General features: G+C 68.7%; 23 protein-coding genes. 10 read left to right on the top strand and 13 right to left on the bottom strand.

From position 1 onward, the window contains the following. Positions 1-5 precede the first annotated feature (5 nt). Positions 6-1,478 (bottom strand): FAD-linked oxidase C-terminal domain-containing protein, encoded by a 1,473-nt coding sequence (locus tag ACLD7X_RS04685; RefSeq protein ID WP_411422323.1) that lies wholly within the window; start codon positions 1,476-1,478, stop codon positions 6-8. A 218-nt stretch (positions 1,479-1,696) separates the two neighbouring features. On the opposite strand from ACLD7X_RS04685, the gene hemL reads away from it, so the two are divergent. Genes hemL through ACLD7X_RS04660 form a run of 5 tightly spaced genes read left to right on the top strand, consistent with a single transcriptional unit; the run spans position 1,697 to position 6,147 of the window. After that, positions 1,697-2,935, top strand: a complete 1,239-nt coding sequence (gene hemL, locus ACLD7X_RS04680; protein WP_411422337.1) for a glutamate-1-semialdehyde 2,1-aminomutase — start codon at positions 1,697-1,699, stop codon at positions 2,933-2,935. 19 nt (positions 2,936-2,954) lie between these two features. Then, positions 2,955-4,067, top strand: coding sequence for a TRAP transporter substrate-binding protein (locus tag ACLD7X_RS04675; RefSeq protein WP_411422336.1), 1,113 nt, complete (start codon positions 2,955-2,957; stop codon positions 4,065-4,067). 2 nt (positions 4,068-4,069) lie between these two features. Continuing rightward, positions 4,070-4,639 (top strand): TRAP transporter small permease subunit, encoded by a 570-nt coding sequence (locus tag ACLD7X_RS04670; protein WP_411422322.1) that lies wholly within the window; start codon positions 4,070-4,072, stop codon positions 4,637-4,639. Between the two features lie 6 nt (positions 4,640-4,645). Continuing rightward, positions 4,646-6,019 (top strand): TRAP transporter large permease, encoded by a 1,374-nt coding sequence (locus ACLD7X_RS04665; protein WP_411422321.1) that lies wholly within the window; start codon positions 4,646-4,648, stop codon positions 6,017-6,019. 5 nt (positions 6,020-6,024) lie between these two features. Beyond that, positions 6,025-6,147, top strand: a complete 123-nt coding sequence (locus ACLD7X_RS04660) for a hypothetical protein (RefSeq protein ID WP_411422320.1) — start codon at positions 6,025-6,027, stop codon at positions 6,145-6,147. Positions 6,148-6,164: 17 nt separating this feature from the next. Here ACLD7X_RS04660 and ACLD7X_RS04655 read toward each other — a convergent pair whose 3' ends face one another. Then, a complete protein-coding gene (locus ACLD7X_RS04655) occupies positions 6,165-6,686 on the bottom strand; it encodes a hypothetical protein (protein ID WP_411422319.1) in 522 nt (173 codons plus the stop codon). Between the two features lie 322 nt (positions 6,687-7,008). On the opposite strand from ACLD7X_RS04655, the gene ACLD7X_RS04650 reads away from it, so the two are divergent. Continuing rightward, entirely contained in the window at positions 7,009-7,830 is an 822-nt protein-coding gene (locus ACLD7X_RS04650) for a transglutaminase-like domain-containing protein (protein ID WP_412006837.1), read from the top strand. A gap of 399 nt (positions 7,831-8,229) precedes the next feature. Further along, positions 8,230-9,630 carry an NAD(P)/FAD-dependent oxidoreductase gene (locus tag ACLD7X_RS04645; protein ID WP_411422316.1) on the top strand — a complete coding sequence of 467 codons (1,401 nt, stop codon included), beginning with the start codon at positions 8,230-8,232 and terminating at the stop codon, positions 9,628-9,630. Between the two features lie 75 nt (positions 9,631-9,705). Here ACLD7X_RS04645 and ACLD7X_RS04640 read toward each other — a convergent pair whose 3' ends face one another. The 7 genes from ACLD7X_RS04640 to ACLD7X_RS04610 all read right to left on the bottom strand — a co-directional run bounded on the left by ACLD7X_RS04640 (position 9,706) and on the right by ACLD7X_RS04610 (position 17,920). After that, complete coding sequence (locus ACLD7X_RS04640; protein WP_411422315.1) at positions 9,706-11,844, bottom strand: glycogen debranching protein; 2,139 nt, start codon at positions 11,842-11,844, stop codon at positions 9,706-9,708. Positions 11,845-12,005: 161 nt separating this feature from the next. Next, entirely contained in the window at positions 12,006-13,526 is a 1,521-nt protein-coding gene (locus ACLD7X_RS04635) for a GMC oxidoreductase (RefSeq protein WP_412006836.1), read from the bottom strand. A gap of 19 nt (positions 13,527-13,545) precedes the next feature. Next, positions 13,546-14,145 carry a cytochrome c oxidase subunit 3 gene (locus ACLD7X_RS04630; protein ID WP_411422314.1) on the bottom strand — a complete coding sequence of 200 codons (600 nt, stop codon included), beginning with the start codon at positions 14,143-14,145 and terminating at the stop codon, positions 13,546-13,548. A 4-nt stretch (positions 14,146-14,149) separates the two neighbouring features. Further along, complete coding sequence (locus tag ACLD7X_RS04625) at positions 14,150-15,853, bottom strand: cytochrome c oxidase subunit I (RefSeq protein WP_411422313.1); 1,704 nt, start codon at positions 15,851-15,853, stop codon at positions 14,150-14,152. A 2-nt stretch (positions 15,854-15,855) separates the two neighbouring features. Further along, complete coding sequence (locus ACLD7X_RS04620) at positions 15,856-16,812, bottom strand: cytochrome c oxidase subunit II (RefSeq protein ID WP_411422312.1); 957 nt, start codon at positions 16,810-16,812, stop codon at positions 15,856-15,858. Next, positions 16,809-17,423: a DUF2231 domain-containing protein gene (locus ACLD7X_RS04615; protein ID WP_411422311.1), complete on the bottom strand. Its 615-nt coding sequence runs from the start codon at positions 17,421-17,423 to the stop codon at positions 16,809-16,811. Before ACLD7X_RS04615 ends, ACLD7X_RS04620 begins: the two co-directional genes overlap by 4 nt. Continuing rightward, the gene (locus ACLD7X_RS04610; protein WP_411422334.1) at positions 17,423-17,920 is read right to left on the bottom strand and encodes a DUF2231 domain-containing protein; all 498 of its coding nucleotides are present in this window, start codon (positions 17,918-17,920) and stop codon (positions 17,423-17,425) included. The genes ACLD7X_RS04615 and ACLD7X_RS04610 overlap by 1 nt, the downstream gene beginning before the upstream one ends. A 189-nt stretch (positions 17,921-18,109) precedes the next feature. On the opposite strand from ACLD7X_RS04610, the gene ACLD7X_RS04605 reads away from it, so the two are divergent. Continuing rightward, positions 18,110-18,625 (top strand): HdeD family acid-resistance protein, encoded by a 516-nt coding sequence (locus ACLD7X_RS04605; protein WP_412006835.1) that lies wholly within the window; start codon positions 18,110-18,112, stop codon positions 18,623-18,625. 18 nt (positions 18,626-18,643) lie between these two features. Here the strand turns inward: ACLD7X_RS04605 and ggt are convergent, their stop codons facing one another. Further along, the gene (gene ggt, locus ACLD7X_RS04600) at positions 18,644-20,476 is read right to left on the bottom strand and encodes a gamma-glutamyltransferase (RefSeq protein WP_412006834.1); all 1,833 of its coding nucleotides are present in this window, start codon (positions 20,474-20,476) and stop codon (positions 18,644-18,646) included. Positions 20,477-20,587: 111 nt separating this feature from the next. Between ggt and ACLD7X_RS04595 the strand changes: the two genes are divergently transcribed. Further along, entirely contained in the window at positions 20,588-20,761 is a 174-nt protein-coding gene (locus ACLD7X_RS04595; protein WP_412006833.1) for a hypothetical protein, read from the top strand. A 180-nt stretch (positions 20,762-20,941) separates the two neighbouring features. Beyond that, complete coding sequence (locus ACLD7X_RS04590; RefSeq protein ID WP_412006832.1) at positions 20,942-21,850, top strand: polyphosphate kinase 2 family protein; 909 nt, start codon at positions 20,942-20,944, stop codon at positions 21,848-21,850. Between the two features lie 62 nt (positions 21,851-21,912). On the opposite strand, the gene ACLD7X_RS04585 is transcribed toward ACLD7X_RS04590, so the two are convergent. From ACLD7X_RS04585 to ACLD7X_RS04575, 3 genes are read right to left on the bottom strand one after another with little or no spacing between them, the layout of a single operon-like run. Continuing rightward, positions 21,913-23,781 (bottom strand): V-type ATP synthase subunit A, encoded by a 1,869-nt coding sequence (locus ACLD7X_RS04585; RefSeq protein ID WP_411422306.1) that lies wholly within the window; start codon positions 23,779-23,781, stop codon positions 21,913-21,915. Then, on the bottom strand, positions 23,778-24,575 hold the full coding sequence (locus tag ACLD7X_RS04580) for a DUF2764 family protein (RefSeq protein ID WP_411422305.1): 798 nt from the start codon (positions 24,573-24,575) through the stop codon (positions 23,778-23,780). The genes ACLD7X_RS04585 and ACLD7X_RS04580 overlap by 4 nt, the downstream gene beginning before the upstream one ends. Further along, positions 24,572-25,273, bottom strand: a complete 702-nt coding sequence (locus tag ACLD7X_RS04575; RefSeq protein ID WP_411422304.1) for a hypothetical protein — start codon at positions 25,271-25,273, stop codon at positions 24,572-24,574. Before ACLD7X_RS04575 ends, ACLD7X_RS04580 begins: the two co-directional genes overlap by 4 nt. Between the last annotated feature and the right edge of the window lie 43 nt (positions 25,274-25,316).

Genomic DNA, 25,316 nt, shown 5'->3' with positions numbered 1-25,316 from the left:
GCGGCTCAGAACACCACTGCCGCCTCCGGCAGGGACACTCCCTCCTCTTTGAGCACCGCCACCCGGCGGGCCGACTCGGCGCAGGTGCGCGGGGTGGGGAAGATCTTGCCGGGGTTGGCGCGGCCCTGGGGATCGAAGGCCCGCCGCACCAGCTGCATCGTGGCCAGATCGTCGGGGGTGAACATCCACGCGAGGTAGCAGCGCTTGTCGCTGCCCACGCCGTGCTCCCCGGTGATGCTGCCACCCGCTTCCACGCAGAGCCGCAGGATCTCGGCACCCAGCTGCTGCACCCGTTCGCCGATGCCGGGCTCGGCGGCGCGGTAGAGGATCAGGGGGTGCAGGTTGCCGTCGCCGGCGTGGAACACGTTGGCCACCGGCAGCTCGAAGCGCTCGCTGAGGGTCTCGATGGCGGCCAGCACCCGTGGCAGCGCACTGCGCGGCACCACGCCGTCCTGCAGGTAGTAGCTGGGGAAGCGGCGGCCCAGGGCCGAGATCGCCGACTTACGCCCCTTCCAGAGCAGGGCCCGCTCGTCGGCATCCCAGGCCTCCCGCACACGGCGGGCGCCGGCCTGCCGGCACAGGGCCGTGGCGAGCTCGGTGGCCGCGGCCACCTCCCGCTGCTGACCGTCGAGCTCGATCAGCAGAACCGCCGCCGCGTCGCGGGGGTATTCGTCGTGGCCGAAGTAGTCGTCGACTGCCGCGATGGTGAGCCGATCCATCATTTCCATCCCGGCAGGCAGCACGCCGGCGGCCGTGACGAGCCGCACGGCCTCTCCGGCGGCTTCCATGGAGGTGAAGTCGGCCAGCAGCACGGCCACGCTCTGCGGGGCGCGCAGCAGCCGCAGGGTGATGGCGGTGGCCACCCCCAGGGTGCCCTCACTGCCGATGAACACCCCGCGCAGATCCAGCTCGGGCATCTCCTCGAGGTCGCCCCCGAGGGTGGTGACGGTGCCATCGTGCAACACCACCTCGAGGGCCAGCACGTGGTTGCTGGTCACCCCGTACTTGAGGCAGTGCACGCCGCCGGAATTTTCAGCCACGTTGCCGCCGATGCTGCACGCCACCTGACTGGAGGGATCGGGGGCGTAATAGAACCCGTCGCCGGCGACCGCCCGACTGACCCAGCTGTTGATCACACCGGGCTGCACCACCACCTGGCGGTTGGGCAGATCCACCCTCAGCACCGACCGCATCCGGCTGGTGGCCACCACGAGCGCCTCGGTCTCGGCCACGGCGCCACCCGAGAGGCCGGTGCCACTGCCGCGGGCCACGAAGGGCACACCCTCGCGGTGGCAGAGCGCCAGAACCGCCGAGACCTGCGCGGTGGTCTCGGGCAGGACCACCAGCGGGGGCTGGTGGCGGTGCAGCGTGAGGCCGTCGCAGTCGTAGGCGAGCAACTCCTGACGCGCCGAGACGACCGCCCGAGGGGGCAGCAGGCGGCGCAGCTCGCGCTCCAGCACTGGCCAGTCGATGCTCACAAGACCGGGCCGACGTGTTCCGAAACTACCGACAAACCGATCGGCCGGGTTCTGGGTCAGGATGGGCCATGGTCTATCCGTAACGCTCCAGTCGTTGCGCCTGCCGACCAACCCGTCCATCGCACTCCGCGGAATCCGCCTTGACCTCGGCTCCCGTTTCGGCCCCCGCCCTGAACACCACCCGGTCCCAGGACCTCTTCAGTGCCGCCCAGACCCTGATGCCCGGCGGTGTGAGCTCCCCAGTGCGGGCCTTCCGCTCCGTGGGCGGCAACCCCATCGTCTTCGACCGCGTCAAGGGTGCCTATGCCTGGGACGTGGACGGCAACCGCTACATCGACTACATCGGCAGCTGGGGACCCGCCATCTGCGGCCATGCCCACCCCGAGGTGATTGCGGCCCTCCATGCCGCCCTCGACAAGGGCACCAGCTTCGGCGCCCCCTGTGAGCTGGAGAACCAGCTGGCCGAACGGGTGATCGACGCGGTCCCCTCGGTGGAGATGGTGCGCTTCGTGAACAGCGGCACGGAGGCCTGCATGTCGGTGCTGCGGCTCGTGCGCGCCTTCACCGGCCGCGAGAAGATCATCAAGTTCGAGGGCTGCTACCACGGCCACGCGGACATGTTCCTCGTCAAGGCCGGCTCGGGCGTGGCCACCCTGGGGCTTCCCGATTCACCCGGCGTCCCCCGCACCACCGCCGCGAGCACCCTCACCGCCCCCTACAACGACCTCGAGGCGGTGAAACAGCTCTTCGCGGAGAATCCCGGCGAGATCGCCGGGGTGATCCTCGAGCCCGTGGTGGGCAACGCCGGCTTCATCCCGCCGGTGCCGGGCTTCCTGGAGGGCATGCGCGAGCTCACCAAGGAGCACGGCGCCCTGCTGGTGTTCGACGAGGTGATGACCGGCTTCCGGATCAGCTACGGCGGCGCCCAGGCCCGCTTCGGGGTGACGCCGGACCTCACCACCATGGGCAAGGTGATCGGTGGCGGCCTGCCGGTGGGCGCCTATGGCGGCCGGGCCGACATCATGAGCATGGTGGCTCCGGCCGGGCCCATGTATCAGGCCGGGACCCTGAGCGGCAACCCTCTGGCCATGACGGCCGGCATCAAGACCCTCGATCTGCTCAAGCAGCCGGGAACCTACGAGCGGCTGGAGGCCACCACCAAGCGGCTGATCGCCGGGATTCTCGAGGCCGGCAAGGCCGCCGGGCTGCCCATCACCGGCGGCTCGATCAGCGCGATGTTCGGCTTCTTCCTCTGCGAAGGCCCGGTGCGCAACTTCGAGGAAGCGAAGGCGGCGGACGCGGCCCGTTTCGGCCGGCTCCATCGCGCCATGCTGGAGCGTGGCGTCTACCTGGCCCCCAGCGCCTTCGAGGCCGGCTTCACCTCCCTGGCCCACAGCGACGCGGACATCGACACCACCATCGCCGCCTTCCGCGAGTCGTTCGCGGCGGTGGTCTGAGCGGAGTTCGGGGTTGGCGATCCAGCGTCGCCGGCTGCTCCAGGCGGCCGGCACCGGCGTCTCTGCCGCACTGCTTGGCTCCTGCACGATCCGCCGGGCCGGCTCCACCAGCGGCAGCTCGCTGCCATCGTTGCGCTGGCGGATGGCCACCAGCTGGCCCCACGCGCTGGACACCATCTTCGGCGGCGCCGAGACGGTGAGCCGCCGGGTGGCTGAACTGAGCGACGGCCGCTTCCAGATCCAGCCCTTCGCCGCCGGGGAGCTGGTGCCGGGGCTGGAGGTGCTGGAAGCCGTCCAGAGCGGATCGGTGGAATGCGGCCACACCGCCAGCTACTACTACGTGGGCAAGAACCCCGCGCTGGCCTTCGGCACGGCGGTGCCGTTCGGACTCACGGCCCAGCAGCAGAACGCCTGGCTGTACGAGGGCGGCGGCCTCGACGCGATCAACGCGGTGTACGCCGACTTCGGCGTGGTCAGCTTCCCGGCCGGCAACACCGGCGCCCAGATGGGCGGCTGGTTCAAGCGCCGGCTCGACGGACCGGAATCGCTCCGGGGCCTGAAGATGCGCATCCCGGGGCTGGGCGGCAAGGTGATGGCCGCCCTGGGCGTGAACGTGCAGGTGCTTCCCGGTGGGGAGATCTACCTGGCCCTCGATCGCGGCGCCATCGATGCCGCCGAGTGGACGGGCCCCTACGACGACGAGAAGCTGGGGCTGGCCCGGGCCGCCCGCTACTACTACTACCCCGGCTGGTGGGAACCGGGGCCGACCCTCACTGCCCTGGTGAACCACCAGGCCTGGCGCCGTCTGCCCAAGCCTTACCAGGCGATGTTCAGCACGGCCTGCCAGGAGGCCAACCTGGCGATGCTCAGCCGCTATGAGGCGCTGAACGCGGCCGCCCTGAAACGGCTGATCAAGGGCGGGACCGAACTGGTGAACTACGGCGAGGCCATCCTCACGGCCGCCGCCAAGGCCTCGGAACAGCTGCTGGCGGACATGGCGGCCGGCGACCGCAGCTTCCGCGAGATCCATGACCAGTGGCGCGGCTTCCGCATCCAGGTGCAGGGCTGGAACGCGGTGAATGAATACTCCCTCTCCCGGTTCACCTATGGCGCCGGCGGGGCAGGCCGCTGACGATGCCGCCACCCCCCCCACTGCCGCGGCTGCTGGGCGCCATCGACGGACTGAACCGCTGGGCGGGGCGGCTGGCTGGCTGGGCCCTGCTGCTCATGCTCACCCTCGGCTGCTGGAACGTGATCGGCCGCTACGCGGGGCTGCTGCTGGGCCGCAATCTCAGCTCCAATGGGCTGATCGAGGCGCAGTGGTACCTCTTCGCGCTCGCCTTCCTGCTGGGCATGGGCTGGACCCTGCAGCGCCGGGGGCATGTCCGCGTCGACGTGCTGCAGGCGCGCTGGCCGGAACGCCGCCGGCTGCGGGTGGACCTGGCCGGCACCCTGCTGCTGCTGCTGCCCTTCGTGGCCCTGGTGCTGATTGTCTCGGCCACCCCCACCGTGGAGAGCTGGCGCATCGCCGAGGCCTCACCGGATCCGGGCGGTCTGCCACGTTTCTGGGTGAAAGCCCTGATCCCGCTCGGGTTCCTGCTGCTGGGTCTGCAGGGTGTGGCGGAGGCCATCCGCCTGGCCGGTCGTCTGGCCAGCCTGGCCCGGGAACGGCGGCAGCAACACCTGCCGCAGGAGCACCGCTGAGCGGCCATGGAGATCGAACTGCTCGGCTACGTGATCGGCTTCGATGCCGGAGCCTGGCTGGGCGCCGGCATGTTCGCCACGCTCGTGCTCGCCCTGCTCAGCGGCTACCCGGTGGCCTTCGGCCTTGGCGGGGTGGCGGTGCTGTTCGGCCTGCTGGGCATGGCCCTGGGGGTGATCGATCCCTCGTTCCTCACGGCGTTGCCGCAGCGGATCTTCGGAATCATGGGGAACTTCACCCTGCTGGCGATTCCGGCCTTCGTGTTCATGGGCGCGATGCTCGAGAAATCGGGCATCGCCGAGCGCCTGCTGGTGGCCATGGGGCACCTGCTGGGTCGCCTGCGCGGGGGCCTGGCCCTCGCCGTGGTCCTGGTGGGGGCCCTGCTGGCGGCCACCACCGGTGTGGTGGCGGCGACCGTCACCACCATGGGGATGATCTCCCTGCCGGCGATGCTGCGCGCCGGCTACGACCGCTCGCTCGCCTGCGGGGTGATCACCGCCTCCGGCACCCTGGGGCAGATCATTCCCCCCAGCATCGTGCTGGTGGTGCTGGGTGACCAGCTCGGCGTGTCGATCGGCGATCTGTTCCTGGGCTCGCTGATCCCGGGGCTGGTGATGGCCGGAGCCTTCGCCCTCTACGTGGTGGTGATCACGGCGCTGCGCCCCGAGCTGGCCCCACAGCAGAGCACCGCCGCGGAGCGCGCCATGCCGGCCTCCACCCTGGCGCGGGTGGTGCTGCAACCGCTGGGGCTGATCCTGCTGGTGCTGGGCAGCATCTTCTTCGGGATCGCCACCCCTACCGAGGCCGGCGCCCTCGGCGCCCTCGGCGCCCTGGTGCTGGCGGCCCTGCAGGGGGGCTTCAGCCGCCAGGCGCTGGCGGAGGTGAGCGATGAGACCCTGCGCACCACGGCGATGGTGATGGCGATCCTGCTGGGGTCCACCGCCTTCAGCCTGGTGTTCCGCGGGCTGGGGGGCGATCAGCTGATCTCCGGGCTGCTGCTCAACCTGCCTGGGGGAAGGGTGGGGTTCCTGGCCGTCGCGATGCTGGTGATCTTCACCCTGGGCTTCTTCATCGACTTCTTCGAGATCGCCTTCATCGTGGTGCCGCTGCTGCTGCCCACGGCCCGAACGCTGCTGAGCCCCCAGGAGCTGCTCTGGTTCGGGGTGGTGATCGGCACCAACCTGCAGACCTCCTTCCTCACCCCGCCGTTCGGCTTCGCCCTCTTCTACCTGCGCGGTGTGGCCCCGGCGGATCTGAGCACCTGGGCCATCTACCGCGGCGCCTGGCCCTTCGTGGGGATCCAGCTCTGCGTGCTGCTGCTGGTGCTCTTGGTGCCCCAACTGGTCACCTTTCTGCCCTCCCTTGCTGCACCGGCCGGCTGAATCCCATGCTTCGCCTCCTGCTCAACGTGCTCTGGTTCGTGCTCGGCGGCGTCGTGATGGGTCTGGGATCTGGGATGGTGGCTGGCCGGGCTGGTGGCCGTCATGGCAGCGCATCCCCTGGGAGTTGATCCATGCGGAGGCGTCTCTACGCGGACGTGTCCTGCCGTACGAAGAACATGGCAGCGAGTCGCTGCATGCCAAGCACGCGCCCGATCTCCCAGAAGGCAAAAAACGGAACGAAGGCGATCGTGAGCATGAGAACGCGAGCCGACAGCTCATCGATGCCGAGGGCGGCCAGATCGCGCAGCCCACTCCAGCCACTGTGGTGACGGAGCATTCCCTCCACAACGTGTTCAAGGATGCTGAACAGCATCACCAGCAAGCCAAAGGCAATGGACTTGTAAGCCACGGGCACGATCAGCGGAAGCTGTTCAAAACGCCGCCCAAAGCCGAACATCTTGCCAAGCAGCACAACCTTGGCGATGACCAACGCTTCGATCAGCGCGACCCCGTAATGGAGATAGGTGACTCCGGTTTCGGCAAGCACCAGTCGGCGGTAGGTGGTGAATGAGCCCAGGAAGATCCAGAGATACAGGGCTATGAGCCAGAACAGCTTGAGCTCCTCTAGCGCCCTCTGCCGCAATCCTGATCTGGCGGGCCGTGTCATGAATTCCCTCTGCTGCCCATGTTGGGATTGACGTGGGTATTGACGTTGGTGATCGTGCTGTTGATCAGCCTGCATAGCCAATGGGGCTCATAGCCCAGTATCGGGTAGGCAGCACCTCGCCCTGCGTCATCGAGCCCTCAGAGCTCTGAACTCGAAGCGCTCTACCGCCAGATCAGGCCTACCGCTGGGGGCAGGAGCGGCTGGCCCTCGCCTCGAGCCGCAGGATTCACCTCCTGCCCGTGTCAGAGCCCCCGCACCGCGCCCGCCGCCCAGGGGCCCAGCGGCCAGCATGCGTGCACTCGGCACGCAATCCAAAACCGCGTTGGATCTCCGCATCGGCTGCCGACTCGAGATTGCCTGCGAGGCGCCCACACCCATCCTCGCCCTGGTGCACCCCCACACCAGCCTGTTGACCAACCTGCTGGACCATGAGCAGGTGTCGTTGCAGCCTGATCGACCGGTGGAGGTGCTCACCCATTGGCAAGGCAACCGCTGGTGCCGCTTCATCGCCGCCTCCGGCACCACCAGCTTCGGCTACAACGCCACCATCCAGCAGCCGGATGCAGGGGATCCCGTGGTGCCTGCTGCGGCGCTGTGCCCGGTTCAGTTTCTGCCGATCGACACCTACCCCTACCTGAACGCCAGCACCTACTGCGACACCGCCGCGCTGATGGGCCTGGCCTGGGCCACCTTCTCGTCCGTTCCAGCAGGCTGGCCTCGCGTCCAGGCCATCTGCGACTGGATTCACGCCCAGATCCGCTTCGACTACAGCGCAGTGACGCCGGAGAAGACCGCCAGCCAGACCCTTGCCGATGGAGCTGGTGTGTGCCGCGACTTTGCCCACCTGGCGATCAGCCTGTGCCGCTGCCTCAACATCCCTGCCCGCTACTGCACCGGCTACCTGGGCTACACGGGTATTCCAGTAGGGGAGGAGCCGGTCGACTTCTCGGCCTGGTTCGAGGTGTTTCTCGGCGACCGCTGGTACACCTTCGATGCGCGACACAACATGCCCCGCTGCGGCCGGGTGCTCATTGGCCAGGGTCGTGATGCCGGCGATGTGCCGTTCCTGCGTTCATTCGGTGATCACCGTCTGGTGGGATTTGAGGTGATCACCCATGAGCTCGCCTCCACGCTGGCGGCCTGAGGGGCTGCCTAACTGGCTGCCGAAGTGGCGGGCCTGAATGTGTGGAGCTGGCCCGGATGCCGATCGTCATCTTCGGCTGCAGCACCCTGCCACCTGGATCGGCAGGGAGGGACCTGAATCTGATCAGGACTGTGCTCCACATCCCAACCATCTGCTGCGGTGATCTCGATGCGCCCGCCCCGCACCGTCTCCTGTTGGTTGTCTGGATCGGGCAACCACAGGGGTGAAGGCACCTCGTGAGTGGCGCTGCCGGTGAACAGGACCAGAAACAAGAGATCGTTGGAGAGCAGCTGGGCGGCATGCTCGTGGCGGACGTCCACCGGGTCCTGGTGCTCCGGATCCTGAATGCCGGTGGCCGGCGGCCAACGCCGTTACCGTGACCCCTGGCGAACTGCTCTGATGGCCAGGGAACGCTTCTTCCTCGAGCTCGCCCCACCGGATGAACAGCTGGCCGGGCTGCCCCACGTGGTGATCGTGGGCGGTGGCTTCGCCGGCCTCAAGGCGGCCCATGCCCTCAGCGGCAGGCCCGTGCGGGTCACCCTGATCGACAAGCGCAACTTCAACCTCTTCCAGCCGCTCCTCTATCAGGTGGCTTCGGGGCTCGTGTCGGAGGCCGACGTGGCCTCACCCCTGCGCCAGATGGTGGGTCAGGCCCCCAACATCCAGGTTCTGCTCGGTGAGGTGGTCGACATCGACCCGGCGGCCAGGGAGGTGGTGTTCAACGACCGCCGCCTGGCCTTCGACCACCTGATCCTGGCCACCGGCTCGGGCAGCACCTACTTCGGCCATGAGGAGTGGCGCGAGCATGCGCCGCCGATGAAGATCCTCGAGCACGCCGACGAGGTGCGCCGGCGGCTGCTCACGGCCCTCGAGGAGGCCGAGCAGACGCCCGATCGGGAGCGCCGCCGTCACCTGCAGTCGGTGGTGGTGGTGGGCGGCGGCCCCTCCGGCTGCGAACTGGCCGGATCAGTGAACGAGATGCTGCGCCATGCGGTGGCACGCGACTTCAAGCAGCTGGACCCGGACGACTGCAAGGTCACCCTGGTGGATCCTGGCGAGAGGCTGCTGCGGGCCATGCACCCCAGCCTCTCGGACGCCGCCGGCCGCTACCTGCGCTCCCGCGGTGTGGAGCTGCTGCTGGGCGGCCGGGTGCAGGCCATCGCCTCCGAACGGGTGACGCTGACCGCCCCAGGCGGCGAGCGGACCCTGGAGGCGGCCACGATCTGCTGGACCGCCGGCGTGCGGGCCTCACACCTGGGCAAACTGCTGGCCGAGCGCAGCGGCTGCCCGCTCGACCGGGGCGGGCGTGTGATCGTGAACCCCGATTTCTCCATTCCCGACCACCCCTCCATCCGGGTGGTGGGCGACCTCTGCGCCTACAGCCACACCGCGGACGGCAAGCCCCTGCCGGGCATGGCCAGCCCGGCGGTGCAGATGGGCGGCTGGGTGGCCGCCGACATCCTGGCCGCTCAGGAAGGGCGCTCCCATGCCCCCTTCCGCTGGACCGATTTCGGCAGCATGGCGGTGATCGGCCCCCTCTGCGCCGTGGCCGACCTGCGCGGACTGCGGGTGAGCGGGCCGATCGGCTGGCTGCTGTGGGGCCTGGCCCACCTGGCCTTCATGCCGGCCAACGAGAACCGCCTCACCCTGCTCACCAAATGGCTGTGGACGATCGGCACCCGTCAGCGGGCCTCCCTGCTGATCACCGGCCGCCCCGACCAGCACATGGGCGTCGATGTAGGCCTGGAGCGACTGGAAGCCGCCGATCCCGGCGTCAGAGCACCAGGCTGCTCTGCATGATGCCGCCATCGGCGAAGATCGTGGTGGCAATGATGGAGCTGGCGGCATCACTGGCGAGGAAGGCCTGGCCACACGTCAGGGGGCAGCCCCTCCGCCCTGAGCCGCCCGCGCCATCAGCACCACCACCGAGCGGGGCTGCAGGGTGTAGGCCTGCTCCGGCAGAGCGGGTGCCTCCGCCCAGTCGACGATGTCGTCGGGGCTGGGAAGGGCGGTATCGATCCAGCGATGCCACCGCCCATCGGCCAGACCGGTGGGGGGCAGGGCAAACCGCAGCGGCTGCCACCAGGCATTCACCAGCAGATGCCTCCGGAAGCGGTGTTCGCTGCTGGTGTGGCTCAGGGCCAGGGAGTGGGAGTCGGCCCCCCAGTCGGGCTGGAACGGCTCCACCCCGTGCCACTCCACCGCACAGCGGCGCAGCAGCTCGGAGAGCGACAGGTTGGCGTGATCCACCACCACATCGCGCCGCTGCCGGAAGGCGATCAGGGCGCGGCTGAAGCGCAGCAGATCCGCCCTTCTCGCCACCAGGCCCCAGTCCATCCAGCTGATCGGATTGTCCTGGCAGTAGGCGTTGTTGTTGCCCCGCTGGCTGCGGCCCACCTCATCGCCCATCGCCAGCATCGGCGTGCCTGGAGCGAGCAGCAGCAGGCAGAGGGCATTGCGCATCTGCCGCGCCCTGAGGGCCAGCACGTCGGGATCCTGCGTCTCCCCCTCCACGCCGCAGTTCCAGCTGGCATTGTCATCGGAGCCGTCGCGGTTGGCCTCGCCATTGGCCTCGTTGTGCTTGGTGTCGTAACTCACCCAGTCGGCCAGGGTGAAGCCGTCGTGGCAGGTCACGAAGTTCACGCTCAGCTCCGCCTCCCGCTGGCGGGGGCCATAGATGTCCGGGCTGCCGATCAGGCGCTGGGCGGCCGCCCAGGCGAAGCCGGAGTCTCCCTTGAGGAAATGGCGCAGATCGTCGCGGAAGCGCCCGTTCCACTCCTGCCAGCGCTCCCCCACGAACCGGCCCACCTCATAGAGGCCGGCGGCATCCCAGGCTTCAGCGATCAGCTTGGTGCCGGCCAGCACCGGATCGGTGTCGAGATCGAAGAGTACCGGCGGCCGCGGCTCCGGACGGCCCTCCTCATCGCGGGACAGCACGGCGGCCAGATCAAAGCGGAATCCATCCACGTGCATGTGCTGCACCCAGTGGCGCAGGCTGTGGCGGATCAGCCGCCGCACCACCGGATGGTTGGCGTTGAAGGTGTTGCCGCAGCCGGTCACGTCGAAGTCGTGCAGGCTGTCCCCCTCCCCCTGGAGCAGGTAGTAGTCGTGGGGAGCCAGGCCCCGATAGGAGAGGGTGGGCCCCGCCGCCGCGCCCGCCATGGCCCCCTCCGCAGTGTGGTTGTACACCACATCCAGGATCACCTCGAGGCCGGCGCGGTGCAGGGCCTTCACCAGATCACGGAACTCATCGAGCACCGCCAGAGGATCGGGGCCAGTGGCGTAGCCCGGGTGGGGAGCGAGCACGCTGATGGGCTGGTAGCCCCAGTGGTTGCTCAGGCCGGCCGGAGCCGCCTGGGCGTCGAAGGCGAACACCGGCATCAGCTCCACGGCGGTGATGCCCAGCTGCTGCAGGTAGGGAATCGTTTCGATCAGAGCGGCATAGGTGCCGGCCCGCCCGGGGGCGACAGCGGCGCTGGGATCGGCGGTGAAGCCGCGCACGTGCAGCTCGTAGATCACCGTTTCGCGCGCAGGGCGGCGCAGGGGCCGATCGCCCTCCCAGTCGTAGCGGCTGAGGTCGGCCACGACACTCTTGATGGCCCCAGCCCAGCCGCCTCCCGCCCCGATCTGCCCCCCGTCGCGGCGCTGGCCCCGCTGCCGGCGATAGCCCGCAGGCACCGCCAGGGCCGGGGCGTAGGGGTCGAGCAGCAGGCAGTCGGGATCGGCGGGGAGGCGGTAGCCGTAGAGCTGGCCCGGCCCCACCCCCGCCACCAGGCCATGCCAGTAGGTGGCGCTGCGGTGCGCTTCACCCTCGAGCACCAGCACCGCCGAGGGCTCCGGATCCTCGAGCGCGTCGAACAGGCAGAGCTCCACCCTGTCGCAGCCCCGGGCATGAACGCTGAAGTTCACCCCGCCCCGCTGCAGCGTCGCCCCGAGGGGCGCACTGGTGCCCTCAGCCAGAGCCAGGAGAGTGTCGGTCACGGCCAGCCGCACGGTGTGGGATCCCCTGCCCATGGTGATCAGGACCGGGCGCGCTGCCTACGTTGCGCTGCCGGTGAGGGCGGGGTGGATGGAGCTCACGGTGGTGGAACAGCTTCCTCCTCCCGCACCGCGCCCCACTGGCGATCCCTCAGGTCGGTGCCCAGAGGTTCCAGGCCATCAACCCCTGGTCGCGTTCATGCCAGCTCCGCCTCGAGGCGCGCCGCGATGCGCAGGGCGTTGGCGATCACGGTGAGGCCTGGGCCCACCGCCGGGCAGCTCGGAAACACGCTGGCATCCGCGATCCAGAGGTTCTCCAGCCCATGGCAACGGCCCTCCAGGTTCACCACCGAGCTGGCCGGATCACTGCCCATGCGGCAGGTGCCGCAGGCCAGGCCCATCACGCTCAGCGGCGCCTCGCCGCGGGGATAGATCGGCGCCCGCTGCACCACCGTGGTGGCGGGGTCGGCCTCGGTTTTCTGGATCGTGTCCAGCCAGCGGTACACCAACCGGTCGTGGGCTTCGCGGTTGTTGGGGATGTAGGCCACATCGATGCGCTCACCCCGCACCGTCACCCGGTTCTCCGGGTCGGGCAGCACCGCCGTCATCGCCCACCAGGTGATCGAGCGGTCGGCCAGCCACTCCAGCGCCGGATCCGGCAGCAGCCGGCTCACCAGCGACAGCAGCGGCGGCGACTCGGCGAACAGCAGATCCTGCAGCACGCCCCCACCGTTGCGGATCGAGCCCAGGGCGTAGTCCACGTTCTTGTCGCCCCAGTAGTACTCCGTGAGGCCCAGGGCCGGTGAGTAGCGGCCCGAATTGGGGCTGCTGGCCCGCTGCAGCAGCGCCGTGAGCTGGGGCTTCATCAGGTTGCGGCCCACCTGATCCGAGTCGTTGGCCAGCCCGCTGGGGTGCCGCTCCCCCGCCGAGCGCAGCAGGATCGCGGCGGTGTTCACCGCCCCGGCCGCCAGCACCACCTGGTGCCCCTGGAACAGCCAGCGGTCGCCTGCGATCCGCGCCTCCACGCCCTTCACCTCACGGCCGCTGGGGTCCACATGCAGCGCCTCCACCACCGCGCCGCTGCGAACCGCCGCCGGGGTCACCGCCGCCAGGGCCCGCTCCACGCCGAACAGCTCCGCGTCGCCGATGGGATCGGCGCTGCTCTCGCTCCAGCTCAGCGGCAGGTGATAGGGCCGCAATCCCTGGCGCGACAGGTCGGCGTGCAGCTGCTCCAGCACCGGCTCCATCGGCCGCGGGCCATAGGGATAGGCCGCCGCGCGCGGCGGCGCCGTGGGATCCTCGCCGGCCTGACCGTGCACCCGGTAGAGGGCCTCGGCCCGGTCATACCAGGGGGCCAGATCGCCGTAGTGCAACCCCCAGGCCGGCGAGCGGCCGTCCTGCATCGCCACGCCCTCGAATTCCGCCTCCCGCAACCGCTCCAGCACCGCCGCCCAGATCTTGGTGTTGCCGCCCAGGGCGTACACCATCTGGGGGTTGAAGGGATCGCCGTCGCTGCCGAACCAGGGCTGCTCCGGGTGGTAGCGCGGCCTGCGGAACAGCTCCACATCGCCCACGTTCTGATCCACCAGCGGCAGCCGCTCGCCGCGCTCGAGCAGCAGCACCCGTCGGCCCGCCTGGGCCAGCTCGGCGGCCAGCGTGGCGCCGGCCGCGCCACTGCCGATCACCACCACGTCGTAGAGGGTGTCGTCAATGATCATCGCGATGGCCCCATCAGCATCAGCGCTGCCACACGTAAATCAGCACGAACAGCACCACCCAGATCACATCCACGAAGTGCCAGAACAGCGACACGGCCGTCACCCCCACCGAGCCGGCGTCGTAGTTGCCCGGGCGAAAGGAGCGGGCCAGCATCAGCCCCATCAGCAGCACGCCGGTGAGCACGTGCAGGCCGTGGAAGCCGGTGAGCAGATAGAAGCTGGCGCCGTACACCCCATCTCCCAGCCCGAAGGGCAGCCCGGCCCACTCGAGCCCCTGCCCCACCAGAAACACCACCCCCATCGCCATGGTGAGCAGCCACCAGGCGCGGAACTGCCGCAGCCGGCCCCGGTGCAGGGCGCGCTCGGCCAGCCAGATCACACCACTGCTGCTCACCAGCACCACGGTGAAGCGCAGCGGATCGGCCAGCTCCAGCCCCTCCACACCGGGCGGCAGCCACAGGGGTGAGGAGGTCTTGTAGATGGCGTAGCCGGCGAACAGCGCCAGGAAGATCACGCTCTCGGAGAGCAGGAAGATCACGAAGCCCGTGAGGGTGTGATCGCCGTGGCCATGGTCGGCGTGCACGGGGGCGTCGGCCGGGTTGGGGGTGATGGTGGTCATGGGGTCAACCTCCCTGGGCCGCCCTGGCCACGTAGCGCGCCTGATCGAGCACCAGCGGCCGCTCCAGCCCGTAGCCGTAGGGGCCGCTCACCACGGTGGGCACGTCGTGCTCGAAGTTCTCCGCCGGTGGCGGCGAGGGCAGCAGCCACTCCAGGCCGATGGCATGCCAGGGGTTGGGCGGTGCCTTCTCGCCCCGCACCCAGGAGCTCACCAGGTTGAGCAGAAACGGAATCGTGGCCACCCCCAGCAGGAAGGCGCCGAGGCTGGCGAGCACGTTGGCGAAGGCGAACTCCGGGTCGTAGGACGCCACCCGGCGCGGCATGCCCAGCAGGCCGGCCGCATGCATCGGCAGGAAGGTGAGCTGACTGCCGATGAAGGTGAGCACGAAGTGCAGCTTGCCCAGGCCTTCGTACATCATCCGGCCGGTGAACTTCGGGAACCAGTGGTAGATGCCGGCAAACACGCCGTAGGTGATGGTGGAGAAGATCACGGTGTGGAAATGGCCCACCACGAAGTAGGTGTTGCCCACGTGGATGTCCACCGGCACCGTGGCCAGCATGATGCCGGTGATGCCGGCGAAGATGAAGTTGAACACACCGCCGAGGCAGAACAGCATGGCCGTGGTGAGGCGCAGCTTGCCGCGCCACAGCGTGGCGATCCAGGCGAACACCTTGATGCCGGTGGGCACCGCGATCAGCATCGTGGTGACCATGAACAGGTTGCGCATCCACTGCGGTGTGCCGCTGTAGAACATGTGGTGCACCCACACGATCAGGCTGAGGAAGGTGATCCCGAACGAGGCGATCGCCACCACGTGGTAGCCGAACAGGGGTTTGCGGGCATAGACCGGAAACAGCTCGGAGAAGATGCCGAACACCGGCAGCGCCATCACGTACACCGCCGGATGGGAATAGAACCAGAAGAAGTGCTGATACAGCATCGGATCGCCGCCCCCCTCCGGCCGGTAGAAGCTGGTGCCGAAGCTGAGGTCGAACAGCAGCAGCACCGCCCCGGCGGTGAGCACCGGCAGGCCGATCAGCTGGATCGTCTGGGCGGCCACGGCCGTCCAGCAGAAGATCGGCATGCGGAACCAGCCCATGCCCGGCGCCCGCAGGCGGATCACCGTGGTGATGAAGTTCACCGCCCCCATGATCGAGGAGATGCCCGAGAGCGCCACCGCCAGGATCCACAGAAACTGGCCGTTGATGAAATGCCCGAGCGGGTTCTGGATGCTCTGGGGTGGGTAGGCCCACCAGCCGGAGCCGGAGGGGCCGCCTGGCACCAGGAAACTCGCCATCAGAATCACGCCGAACACCGGCACCATCCAGAAGGCGGCCGCGTTCAGGCGGGGGAAGGCCATGTCCGGCGCTCCGATCATCGGCGGGATCAGCAGGTTGTTGAAGCCGTTGAGGATCGGGAACAGAAACAGGAACAGCATCACCGTTCCGTGCATCGTGTAGAGCCCGTTGTAGACGGAGGGATCCACCAGATCTGCCGCCGGCGTGATCAGCTCGCCGCGCATGATCATCGACAGCAGGCCGCCCACCAGCAGGAAGAACAGCGCGGTGATCATGTACTGCAGGCCGATCACCTTGGCGTCGGTGTTGAAGCTCAGGAAGCGCCGCCAGTTGTTCGGCGCGCCGGGCACCGGATGGGGCGCCCGCAGCACGCGGGGATCGAAGGCCGGAGCGGGGGTGGTGCTGGTCATGGTCAGCCCTCGTGACTGGCGGTGGGATCGGCACTGACGTGCACCAGCGGCGGGGGCGCCGGCGGCACCGTCGCCCAGCCCCGGTCGCCGCGGGCCAGACGCTGGGCGTAGAGGTCGGTGGCGGCGTTGGCGGCCGGCTGCAGCGGCTGGCGCAGGGCCTGCTTGAGCCAGGCCGCGTAGGCCTCAGGCGGCTCCACCACCACATCGGTCTGGTTGGAGGAGAAGTAGCCGCCGCTGAACATCGAATCGCGCAGCCGGTAGCGGCCCGCGCGGGTGGGGATGAGGCTGTAATCGATCACGCTGCCGGGGATCAGGTCCTGCTTGAGCCGGAAGGCCGGCACGTAGAAGCCGTGGATCACATCGGTGGCGCTGAGGCGCAGGAAGCTGCGCTGGCCCTCGGGCAGGTGCAGCTCGCTGCTGTGCACGCCGTTGGGATAGATGAACTCCCAGCTCCACTGGCGGCCGATCACCTGAATGGGCATCGCGGCGGCCGGGTCGTCTGCGGCCAGCACCCTGGCCGCGGGGCCCTCGACGCCGTGCATGGCGGCATGGCCGCCGCTCACGCGGATCTTGCCGCCCAGGGTGGAGAGCGTGTCGCTCACGTCGATCGCCTTCCAGGCAATCAGCATCACGATCACCAGTGGGATCAGCGTCCAGATGATCTCGAGCTTGAGGTTGCCTTCGATCGGATCGCCGTTGTCCAGGTCGTACTTGGGGGCTCGGTTGAACAGCAGCGTCCAGAGGATCACGCCGCTGCAGCCCAGGAAGATGAAGCTGCCGATGCCCACCTCCAGGGCGAACAGGTCGTCCACGGGGCCAGCGGCCGCGGAGGCCGGCACCGGAAGCCAGCGGTGCGACTGGGCGGCCATCCAGAAGCTGGCGGCCAGGTCGCTGAGCACCGCAGCCAGCAGCAGCGCGACGGACCAGAGCCTTGGGGATCGCGCGGCAGAGCTGGTCATGGCAGGGCCTCCCGCAGGTTCAGGCCCGCCGCCAGCAGCTGGTCTGCCGTGACGTGCACGCCGAACTCACCGGCCAGCTGGGCACCGAGGGTGCCGTGCACCCCGATCAGCACGAACAGGCCCAGGCCGGCCAGCAGGTAGCTCCACTGCACCTCGCGGCCCAGGTCGCGGCGCCAGCGGAACCGCTGCAGGCCACGCCACACCACCATCGCCACGATCAACAGCAGCAGAACAACACCCCCCACGCCGTGCCAGAGCATGGTGGCGGCGCTGCCGAGGCCGAAGTCGCTGCGCCCCCCCGGGATCGGCACCGCCAGCAACATCTCGTAGAAGCCGGCCGCGACGGTGAAGAAGCTCACCACGACGCAGGCCAGCAGGTTGAACCAGCCCACATCGTGGAAGCTGCAGCGGGTCACCGGCAATGCCAGGAAGCGGAACAGCCGCTTCTCGAGCGGAAACAGGGCGCCGGCGATGTCGAAGACAATCGCGATCACGAACAACCCGATCGTGAAGTGCACCAGGTTGGGGTGCAGCGGCATGGCGTAGGGCAACTGGTTGGGGCCCAGCTGCTCGGCCACAGGGGCAGCGGCCAGGGGCACCAAGGCGTACATCACACCAGCCCCGCGCGCACGGCTTCGACCACGGGCACCGTGTGCAGCCCGTACACCCACACCAGCTGATTCCCCAGCAGCACCTGCACCACCACCAGCACGCTCAGCAGCGCTCCGGCGCCCAGGAAGGCCGGCGGCAGCTGCAGGGGGTCACGGCTGCGGATCACGTAGCGCCAGCCGGAGAGCAGGGCCAGCACCCCGGCCAGCGACCAGCCGAGGGTGCTGTGCAGGTTGAGGATCGTGCTGGCCTCGCCGTAGGGACTGGCCAGGCCGGCCTCGATCTGGCCGAAGATGATCGCCACGAAGATGGCCACCGTGGCCACCAGCAAATTCCAGAAACTCACTTCAAACAGGGCAGGTCGGCGGCCGAAGCGGCCGATCAGATCGAACACCACACTGATCAGCGCCATGGCGATGACGAAGTGCACCACGATCGGGTGGATGGTGTCCATCCACGGCAGGTTGCGGTCGTTGAGCGGGGGAAGCAGCTCAAACATGGAGACCGGAACGGCTGCGAAGCTGCCCATACCCTGGGGGATTCCATCCGGGCGCTGCGGGGGTTGTGATGGATTGCGACAGCCCTGTGGGCATTCGCCGATCAAAGGACAGGCAGAACGAGCTGCACTTCCTGCTGGTGAGTCCCTGCTGGTGAGTCTGCGTAGGGTGATGGCCATTGCATGCACTCCGTGGCCGCTCCCTCCTCCCCCGCGCTGCGCTGGCTCACCGCCGGCCTGCTGCTGGCTGCGGCGGGCCTGGCCATCGCCCTGCCGTTCGTGTCGGCCACCCTGCTCACGATCGCCATCGGCGGCGTGGCCATCGCTGCCGGCCTCTCCCAGGGGCTGCGCCTCACCGGTGAAGCCGATCTGAAGGGCAAGCTGTTCCGCCTGCTCTCCGCCCTCCTCTATGCCGGCGGCGGGATCTACATCCTGCTCTACCCCCTCGCCAGTGAGGTGAGCCTCACCCTGTTCGTGGGCTTCCTGCTGGCCTTCCAGGGCGTGATGGAGCTGGCCGCCGCGGCCGCCGGCCAGGGCCCCGCCCGCAGCCTGGTGCTGCTCGATGGAATCGTCACCACCGTGCTGGGCGGGATGCTGATCGCCGAATGGCCCAGCGACAGCCTCTGGGCGATCGGCACCCTGCTGGGCATCGGCCTGGCCTTCTCGGCCATCAACCTGCTCACCACCCCGAGCCCCCAGGCGGGCTGAGGACCGGGCCGGGCGGCGTCACTCCCCCGCCGCGAACCCCTCGGCCTTGCGGGGATCCACCACACCGAGCGTGCCCTCGGCCGTGATCTCCACGCTGTTGGCCGCTCCCATGGCGGGGCTGCGCACCAGCTGGTGGCCCTTCGCCTCCAGCAGCCGGCGGGTGTCGGGGCTGAGGCCTTCCTCATGGAAGAAGCGATCGGGCAGCAGCTGGGCATGGATGCGTGGAGCCGCCACGGCACCGGCCAGGTTGAGGCCGTGCTCGATGCGGTTGAGCAGCACCTGCAGCACGGTGGTGAGGATGCGGCTGCCGCCGGGGCTGCCGGTGGCGAACCAGGGCCGGCCGTCGGCGTGGAACACCAGGGTGGGGCTCATCGAGCTGAGCGGCCGCCGGCCCGGGGCGATGGCATTGGAGGCGCCCTGCACCAGCCCGAAGGCGTTCGGGCTGCCCAGCTGGGCGGTGAAATCGTCCATCTCGTTGTTGAGCAGGAAGCCCGCCCCGGGCACGGCGATGCCGCTGCCGAAGGGGAAGTTGAGCGTGGTGGTGAGGGCCACCATGCCCCCCTGGCGATCGGCGGCGGAGAGGTGGATCGTGTCCTCGCTCTCGGGCAGGGGCGGCGGCCCCTGCTGCACCTGCGCGGCGGGCCGGTGCCGCTGCAGATCGAGGGAGCGGCCCATCGCCGCCACGTAGGCGGGGGCCAGCATCCGGGCCAGGGGGATCGCCACCTGGTCGGGATCACCCAGCAGGGCGTTGCGGTCGCGGTAGGCCAGGTTCATGGCCTCGGCCATGCGGTGCAGGGTCGCGGCTCCGTTGGCCCCCAGGCTGGCCAGCGGCATGGGCTCCAGCAGGGCCAGCAGCTGCAGGATCGTCACGGCGCTGCTGGGTGGCGGCGGCACCAGCACGGTGGTGCCACGGAAGCGGCCCGTCAGGGGTCGCACCAGCTGGGCCCGGTAGTCCGCAAGATCGGCGGGGGTGATCAGCCCGCCGCCCCGCCGCATCAACCCCGTGAGAGCCACGGCCGTTGGGCCCGCGTAGAAGCCGCGCTCGCCCTGCTCCGCGATCCGGCGCAGGGTGGCCGCCAACGCCCGCTGACGCAGCAGGGCGCCGGGCCGGGCCGCCGCCAGGAACAAGGCCCGGGCGGTGGGGTCGGCCGCCAGCCGCGGGCGGGCGCGGCGCAGATCTTCCGCCAGCACCCGACTCACCGGGAACCCCCGCTCGGCCAGGGCGATGGCGGGGCGGAGCACCTGGCGCAGCGGCAGGCGGCCATAGCAGCGCTGGGCCAGCACCAGCCCCGCCACCGAGCCGGGCACGGCCGTGCTCAGCAGGCTGCCGGTGGCCAGCTTGCGATCCACGCGTCCATCCGGCCCCACGAACAGATCACCGCGGGCGGCGGCCGGCGCCGTCTCACGGAAGTTCACCGCCACGGCCGTGCCCCGGCCGATCCTCAGCTCAGGGCTGCCGGCCCTGCCCTGGGTGCCGGCCTCCGGCAGACAGCCGCGGGAGCGGGCCGGCGAGGCGCCGGGCAACCACAGCATCAGGAAGCCGCCGCCGCCCAGGTTGCCGGCCTGGGGGTGGCTCACCGCCAGGGCGAAGGCGGTGCCGACCGCCGCATCCACCGCATTGCCGCCCTGCCGCAGCAGCTCCACCCCGGCGACCGCGGCCAATGGCTCCTGCACCGCCACCATGCCCCCAGGCGACCACACCGGATGGGAGCGCTGCTCCCGCTCCTGCAGCACATCGGCGCGCAGGGGGCCGGGGAGTGCCAGCAGGGCGGGAGCGAGCAGCACCGGCAGCAGCCGCCTCAGGCCCGGAGCAGGGCCCTGGAGGGATCGTCGCCGGACCAGGGAGGACATGGGGATGGGCAGGGTCTGCGTTGATCCCATGGTGGAGGTCCATACGAAGTCGGCGGCGTGATCGCCAAGGAGCTCGGCGTGTAGGGCACCACCTAGCTCAAGCGCGCCGTGGTGGCCGCCTTCGGCTGGCCGGCCAACCTGCAGGGCGAGGCGTTGTATCCCTTCACCAAGCTGGACAGCAAGGGTGAAACGCTGACAGGAGCCAACAACGACACCCTCAGCTTCACCAAGGGGGCAACACCCCCCGATGCCGAAGCGGCCCGTGCAGCACGCTCAGAACCCTGAAACGCCCCCTGCCTCGCCCGGAGACAGGCCTGCGCCAGTCCCCCCGCTGATCGCACGGACCACTCCCTTGCTGCAATGTCGTCGCGCGCGATGGGAGGCATCGCAACGATCATGAAGCGGATGATCCGATGCACCAACCATGCTTACAGTGCACCCAGAAAGAGGATCCTGAAGACCAGCATGAATCAACAGCAGAAAGCCCTGATTGAACGAGCACGGGAACTGGCCAGGCCCTTTCGCATCGAGGATGGCGAATCGTTTCGCCTCAAGGATGTGGACCCTGGCGATACGCTCCACTTCGACCAGGAAGACAAACCCCAGGCCAAGGAAGCCCTGGCGTTGGGTGTGGAGCTGCTGGCGGAATTTCAGGACATGCTCTATGCCCAGGATCGCTGGGCCGTGCTCTTGGCCTTCCAGGCCATGGATGCCGCCGGCAAGGATGGCACCATCAAGCATGTGATGAGCGGGGTCAATCCCCAGGGCTGCCAGGTGAGCAGTTTCAAGGCACCTTCCGGCATCGCCCTGGATCACGACTATCTCTGGCGCTGCAACATCGCCCTGCCCGAGCGGGGGCGGATCGGCATCTTCAACCGCAGCTACTACGAGGAGACCCTGGTGGTGCGTGTTCACCCCGAGTTTCTGCACAAGCAGACACTCCCGGACGAACTGATGGGCAAGGACATCTGGGAGAAGCGCTTCAAGGATATCCGCAACTACGAGAAGTACCTCAGCAACAACGGAACAGTGGTACGAAAATTCTTCCTGCATGTCTCCAAGAAAGAGCAGAAGAGGCGCTTCCTTGAACGGCTGAACAATCCTGAGAAGAACTGGAAGTTCTCCGCCAACGACATCAAGGAGCGGGCCTACTGGGACGACTACATGCAGGCCTACGAGGACATGATCCGGAATACGGCCACCAAGCGCGCGCCCTGGTATGTGGTTCCGGCCGACAACAAGTGGTTCACGCGCATCGTGGTGGCGGCCGCCGTTGTGGAAACCCTCGACTCCCTCAACCTCCGCTATCCCACCGTCAGCGACGAGGACCGGGCCAGGCTGGAGCAGGCGAAGCAGGAGCTCCTGAACGAGTGACCGCATCCACCCATGCATCCACCTGAGCCCAAACTGCCGCCTTGGCCCGAGCCCGCCTCGGACTAGGCGGCTTTGGCGGTTGCTTCCGACGACGAGGGCGACGCCGCGGAGGCTGGCGCGCCAGTCTGGCCTGCAGCCAGATCCTGAATCTGCTTCAGATAACCCGCATAGGTGGGTGATTCACCAGGGGCGTAATTGAGGTTCTTGAACAGACCCGTGAGACGGGTGAAGAACTCCCGCACCGCCCCCTTGTCAGCGAAGTGATAAGGGCGGTTCAGCAGATCGCAGACCAGATCAAAGGATGTTTTCTGGCGTTCAATCGAGCAGCTGGAATCCACCGCATCAAAGGCATCCTGCTGCAGATACACCATATCGAGGAAAAGCGCCTTCTGATGCAGGATGAAATCCTCGATGGTGACGCCTTCCTCACCAGTCACCTGGATCATCTGATTCACGGCATCACCACGGCGCAGCAGGTCGTTCATCGACTGAACCCGTTGCACCCAATCTGGCGCAACATGCTTGGCGAACCAGTCTTCCAGCTGGCCGAAGTAGCGCGACCAGGAAAGCAGAATGTCCACGGCGGGATAGAAGCGCTTGTAAGCCCGATCGGCACTCAGCCCCAGGAAGGCCTTCACCGTGCTCAGGGTCGACTGGGTGACCGGCTCCTCGAAGTTGCCGCCAGCCGGCGACACCGTGCCGATCATCGTGAGACTGCCCACACTGCCGTCGTTGGTGCGGATGATGCCGGCCCGCTCGTACACACTCTTGATCGAGGAGTCGAGATAGGCCGGGAAGGCTTCCTCCCCGGGAATCTCCTCAAGCCGGCCGGAGGTTTCGCGCATCGCCTGGGCCCAGCGGGAGGTGGAATCGGCGATCAGCAGCACGTTGTAGCCCATCTGGCGGTAATACTCACCCAGGGTGAGACCGGTGTAGATCGAGGCCTCCCGCGCCGCCACCGGCATCGAGGAGGTGTTGCAGATGATGATCGTGCGATCCATCAGCGATCCACCGGTCTTGGGATCGGAGAGCTTGGGGAACTCGGTGATGGTTTCCACCACCTCGCCGGCCCGCTCGCCGCAGGCCACCACGATCACCACGTCCACATCCGAGTGGCGCGAGATCATGTTCTGCAGCACCGTCTTCCCGGCACCGAACGGTCCGGGGATGCAGCCGGTGCCCCCACGGGCAATCGGGAGGAACGTGTCCACGATGCGCTGGGTGGTGATCATCGGCTCCTCGGGATAGAGCCGCTCGCACAGGCGCCGCTCCAGCAGGCCCTGGGGCAGGGGACGCCGCACCGGCCACTCCTGGGTGAGGGTGAGGGAGCGGGTGTTGCCTCGGGCATCCTGAATGCGGGCGACCGCCGTGTCGACGGTGAAGCTGCCCTGCTGGATCCACTCGAGTGTGACCTCCCCGGGTTCGGCGAAGGGCACCATGATCTTGTGGGTGAAGCGGCCCTCCTGGACGGTGCCGATCACATCGCCGGCCTTGAGGCGATCGCCCATGCGGGCCGTGGACTGGAACGACCACTTGCGCTCGGTGTCGAGCGGAGCCACGGTCGCTCCGCGGGGGAGGAAGGTGCCGTACCCAGCCGCCAGGCCGGCCAGGGGATTCTGCAGGCCGTCGTACACCTGGCTGAGCAGGCCGGGGCCGAGGGTCACCGAAAGCAACTCACCTGTCTGCTCCACCGCATCGCCCACCCCGACGCCCTTGGTGCTCTCGTACACCTGGGCATCGGCGGTGGTCCCATGCACCCGCAGCACCTCGGCCTTGAGCCGCTCCTGGCGGTCCCCCTGCCGGCGGCTCGGCAGGATGTAGATCACCTCGTTCTTGAGGATCGGCCGCGGATCGGTGTCGGCCATGGCGATGGTCACCAGGTCGTCCTGAACGGCGACCACGCGGGCGGGATTGAAGGAGGCGTCGGTCATCGGCCGGCTGCGACGGGTTGTTGGGCTGACTCAGGGGCGGAAGCAGGGACTGGAGGAGGAGGCTGCTGGGGCGAGGCCACCGGAGAGGGGACACCGGCGCCGATGGCGACGCCCTCCAGCGCGGCCTTCACCAGTTCACCGAAGCGCTGCTGCGCCTCCTGGGCGTCGTAGTGCGACCAGCGGTCCACCAGAGCCCAGCGGGCCACGTAGATCACCACGGCTTCGAAGTCGAAGCGGTGGCCGAAGGAGAGTCGCTCGAGCCCGTTCCAGATCACCTGAAACAGGGAGCGTTCGAGCGCCACCAGATCGCCGGACTCCAGCAGGCGGCTCACCTCCGGGATCCAGGGGAACACCACCTCGAGCCCGAAGGCCGGTTGCTTCCAGCGACGTTCGATCGTGGCCACCCAGGGACCGAAGCCCCAGGCCTGCCCGATGGGTGGCTCCTCCTCACCGCGGTGGCGGCGGCGCAGGGCCGCCAGGATCGTGCGCAGATCGAGCCGCTGCGCCACCAGCTCCCGCAGGGTGGGATTCGACACCTCCTGGAAGAACCCCTGCGCCGCCTGCAGCACCCGCGCATCCGCAGGACCCGCCAGGCTGTCGTCATCCCGAACCGACTGGGCGAGCAGGCCGACGATCAGATCCAGGGTGTGCCGATCGTCCGGATGCAGCAGGGACAGCCGACTCTGCAGCTTCAGCAGCGAGATGGCTGGCGTGCCGGCCTCGAACAGTCCCCCCAGGGGGGGCAGGCTGGCCATCAGCACCGTGTAGCGCGGAGCTGTGAAGCGGGGGCTCATTTCACGACACCCTCCAGGAGGGCGCGGAAGCGAGGTTGCAGGTGCTGCAGGATCGCCTCGGCGACAGACTGGTCGCTGAGATCGAGCACCACGTCGCGATCCACGAGCCGCAGGCGGAGCCCGGCCTGCTGATCGCTGCCGATGCCGAAGCTCACCCCCTCCCGCAGCATGCCGCGGGAAACCAGCTGCACGAAGCGGGTGAGCACCCCGTGTTCGAGTTCCTCGGGGTTCTGACTGAGCTCCTCGAGGCCGGCGATGTGACGGGGCAGCAGCACCTCGGTGTGGTCGGAGCGGTCGGCCTGCTCCCGCACGCGACCCACCACCTCCAGGATCATCTTCTCGATCAGCTCCTGCTTCTGCTGTTCCTCGCCCACCAGCTGGCGGACCTCCCCGCGAAAACGCTCCATCAGCTGGGACTTCAGGGCCAGAACCGCATCCCGCAACGCCAGTTCGAGGGCCTGCTTGCCGGAACTCTCCAGGGTCTCGGCTTCGGTGCGGGCCTGCTGCACGATCTGGTCGGCCTGCTGGCGGGCCTGGGCGAGGGTGCGCTGGGCCTCGGCCCTGGCCTCGGCCACGATCTGGTCGGCCTGGCTGCGGCCGGCGGTCACCCCCTGATCACGCAGGCGGGCGATCAGCTCCTCCACCCCCGAGGCCACCTGAGCCGGGGTGTCGTCACGGTTGGCGCGGGACTTGGGCATCGCGGGGAGGGGGCGAGGGGAGAATCAAACGGTGGGATCGAGG

This window comes from Aphanothece microscopica RSMan92, from assembly GCF_046613545.2.
Lineage (GTDB): Bacteria > Cyanobacteriota > Cyanobacteriia > PCC-6307 > Cyanobiaceae > NIES-981.
Note: the sequence above shows the minus strand (reverse complement) of the source record. Positions and strands in the feature narration are given on the sequence as shown.